General features: G+C 61.7%; 4 protein-coding genes. 1 reads left to right on the forward strand and 3 read right to left on the reverse strand.

Annotated elements, in window-relative coordinates; translation table 11 throughout:
- Positions 1 to 176 precede the first annotated feature (176 nt).
- Together QZ653_RS13315 and QZ653_RS13320 are read right to left on the reverse strand one after the other, a co-directional pair.
- On the reverse strand, positions 177 to 971 hold the full coding sequence (locus QZ653_RS13315; protein ID WP_296420707.1) for a lytic transglycosylase domain-containing protein: 795 nt from the start codon (positions 969 to 971) through the stop codon (positions 177 to 179).
- 58 nt (positions 972 to 1029) lie between these two features.
- Complete coding sequence (locus QZ653_RS13320; protein ID WP_296420711.1) at positions 1030 to 1626, reverse strand: YdeI/OmpD-associated family protein; 597 nt, start codon at positions 1624 to 1626, stop codon at positions 1030 to 1032.
- A 99-nt stretch (positions 1627 to 1725) separates the two neighbouring features.
- Here QZ653_RS13320 and QZ653_RS13325 point away from each other — a divergent pair, with 99 nt between their 5' ends.
- A complete protein-coding gene (locus QZ653_RS13325) occupies positions 1726 to 2019 on the forward strand; it encodes a hypothetical protein (protein ID WP_296420714.1) in 294 nt (97 codons plus the stop codon).
- Here QZ653_RS13325 and QZ653_RS13330 read toward each other — a convergent pair.
- Positions 2016 to 2954, reverse strand: a 939-nt coding sequence (locus tag QZ653_RS13330) for a methionine--tRNA ligase (protein WP_296420716.1), incomplete at its 5' end; no start/stop codon positions are given. The genes QZ653_RS13325 and QZ653_RS13330 overlap by 4 nt on opposite strands.

Here is a 2954-nt window from a genome sequence, read left to right on the forward strand (position 1 = left end):
GCAAGCGGCAGTCGTTCTGCAAGAACGATGAGAGCTTGCCGGGCCAAGCCATGCCAACCTGACCGCAGGGCGCTTTGTTTCATGGGCTTTTCTATCCCAAAAACGCATCCGCCAGAGGCTTTTGTCGGAGCCTCCGGCGGGGATATTTTTGAGACAAAGAAGAGCCGCGCCGCGCTTTATTGCAGGCGGGCGGCGCTGAGGGCGATGGCTTGCTGGTACACGGTTGCGGCATTCCACTCATTCAACACGCGGAAGTTGGCGGTCCCCTCCTGGAACGGCTGACCGGGCTGCCAGCCTTTCTGGCGCAGGAAGTTCGCGGTGGAGGCGAGGCTGTCGGCCACCCCGTAGAGGTCAACACGACCGTTGCCATCGGCATCGACACCGTAGCGCAGGGCATTGCCGGGCAGGAACTGGGTGTGACCCATCTCTCCGTGGGCGGCACCGCGCTGGTTGGGGGACAGCCCGCCGCGGTCGACCAGAACAAGGGCTGCGATCGCGTGGGGCGTGAAGAATGCGGACCGGCGGCAGTCGTAGGCCACGGTCGTGATGCTGTCGACCACGGGCGTGTTGCCCATGGTGCGGCCAAATCCGGTTTCCATCCCGTGAATGGCCAGCAAAATGCCCGCAGGTACGCCGTAGGCGCGTTCGAGGTTGGCGAAGAAGCTGGCATTCTGGTCCCGCTGACGGCGCATCTGGCCTGCAAAGCTGTCGAGCGATCCAAGGCGGATACGGATGAATTCGTTCAATTCATACCGCACGCCGGTCTGGTTGCGGTCGGCGTTGATGGTGGATTGGGAATACTGGGCATTGGCGAGGGCCTGCAACCCTGCGGAGCCGACACCGGCGGCGGCGGCTTCGGCGGCGAAGGCCTGTTTCCAGGCGGCAAAGCCCGAACTGTCGTTGCCACAGGGCGCGGCAAGGGCAGTCGAGGCGGTGAGGGCGAGGGTCGCGGCAGCAATAAGGGTACGCATGGAAAGCTCCGAAATTTGAGATTGAACCTAAAGTAGCACGATTGGGCCGACTGTTAAGTCAGGATTTGCCGACCCATTGGAACGGGTAGGAACCAGCGCGCAGGGCGGTGCAAATCTCGTCGATCTTTTTGGCGCGAGTTGCCGCGCGTTTGGCGTTGAAAAGGATTTCCAGCGCGCCCCGCCGGACCGAGCGTGGCAGCGCATCCCACGCGGGCCGCAGATCGTCTTGCTCCAGCGCTCGGGTCAGATCATCGGGCGTCACGCCGTTTTCCACATCATCAAGCGCGGTCCATGTCCCGCGGGCCTTGGCGCTGGCAATCATGGCACGCCCCGGTGCGCGCAGGCGGTCTGTGGCCTCAAGCCGGGCGATCTTGTCCTTGTTGACGCGGCTCCAGTTGCTGGCGGGGTTGCGCGGCGCGATGTAGTGCATCGTGCGCAGATCGTCCTTGCTGCGGCTCAGGCTGTCGATCCAGCCCCAGCAGAGCAATTCATCCACGATCTTGCCAAAGGGGATATAGTCGGGCGAGGCCTTTTTGGGGTGGATCAGCCAAACGCCCGTGCCTTGGGTGTGATGCGCGGACAGCCAGTCGGTCAGATCGGCCAGAGAGGTGATGGCAACCTGCGGCGCATCGCTGAGGGGACGTTTCGTCGTCATGGTGCAACATTAGGGCGCGGTTGCGGTACGGTCCAGAAATCGGGTGGAACATTCAGGGCAGGCTGTGGGTTGAGGTGACTAAGACAGAAAGGACCTACCATGAGTGCACCACAAACCAATCTTGAGAAACAGGAACGCCGCCATTGGGGCCCGATTGCGGGTATCTCTCTGGCGCTTGTCGCCGCTGCGTTTTATGCGGTTTTCTTCCTTGCGGCGGACGAGGTCGAAAACGATGCCGTTGAACCCGACGGGGCCATTCAGGCCGAAGGCGGGGACGCGGCTGTCGACCATATGAACGCCGAAGATGAGGTTCAGGCCGAAACCGAAGGCGATGCGCGCGTCACTTTGGGCGCGGATACAGGAACTGGCGACGCGGAAGTCGCTGAGGATTAATCCCGCGTTCCGGCGAACCGCGCGGCCCATTCGTCGCGTTGGTCGTCGGTGATTTTATCGAAAAGGTTGTCCGGTACGGAGAAGGGATGCCCCGCCTCCAGCGCCGCGACAGCCTTTTTCATGTCGGACGGCCAATCGGTGTCCAGGGTGTTCATCGCCGACAGCAATTTACCCGCAGCCGTGGGGATGAACGGTGCGGACAGAACCGCGTAAATGCGGATCAGGTTCAGGGCGAGGCGAATTTGCGCAGCCGCCTGATCGGGGTCTTCCTTGAACACAGCCCATGGCGCTGCGGCCTGCAGGTATTCATTGCCAGCGGCCCACATGGCGCGCAATTCGGCGGCGGCTTTGCGGATTTCGATGTTGTCCATCGCAGTCTCGTAGGCCGCCAGACGGGTTTGCAGATCTTCGATGAGGGTGGTTTCGGCATCGCCCCAAGTGCCGCCCGCAGGCACCTCTTCCGAGAATTTGGACCGGCAGAACTTGGTCACGCGGCTGACGAAGTTGCCCAGCACATCGGCCAGATCCTTGTTGCAGTCCGTCTGGAACTGGTCCCACGTGAATTCACTGTCAGACGTTTCCGGCGCACGGCTGAGAAGCCACCAACGCCAGTAGTCGGCAGGCAGAATGTCCAACGCCTGATCCATAAACACGCCGCGACCGCGCGATGTGCTGAACTGGCCGCCGTCATAGTTGAGGTAGTTGAAGGATTTAAGGTAATCGACGCGTTTCCAAGGCTCCCCCGATCCGATGATCGTGGCGGGGAAGGACAGAGTGTGAAACGGCACGTTATCCTTGCCCATGAACTGGGTATAGCGGACGTCGTCGGCGCCCTTGTCCGTGCGCCACCAGCGCGCCCAATCATCCCCTTTGCCGGCATCAACCCATTCTTGCGCGCAGGCGATGTATTCGATGGGGGCGTCAAACCAGACGTA

Source organism: Pseudooctadecabacter sp., assembly GCF_020627745.1.
Lineage (GTDB): Bacteria > Pseudomonadota > Alphaproteobacteria > Rhodobacterales > Rhodobacteraceae > Octadecabacter.

Coding starts and splice junctions, on each gene's coding strand:
- QZ653_RS13325 (WP_296420714.1), top strand. CDS start 1,726: ATGAGTGCACCACAAACCAATCTTGAGAAACAGGAACGCCGCCATTGG.
- QZ653_RS13315 (WP_296420707.1), bottom strand. CDS start 971: ATGCGTACCCTTATTGCTGCCGCGACCCTCGCCCTCACCGCCTCGACT.
- QZ653_RS13320 (WP_296420711.1), bottom strand. CDS start 1,626: ATGACGACGAAACGTCCCCTCAGCGATGCGCCGCAGGTTGCCATCACC.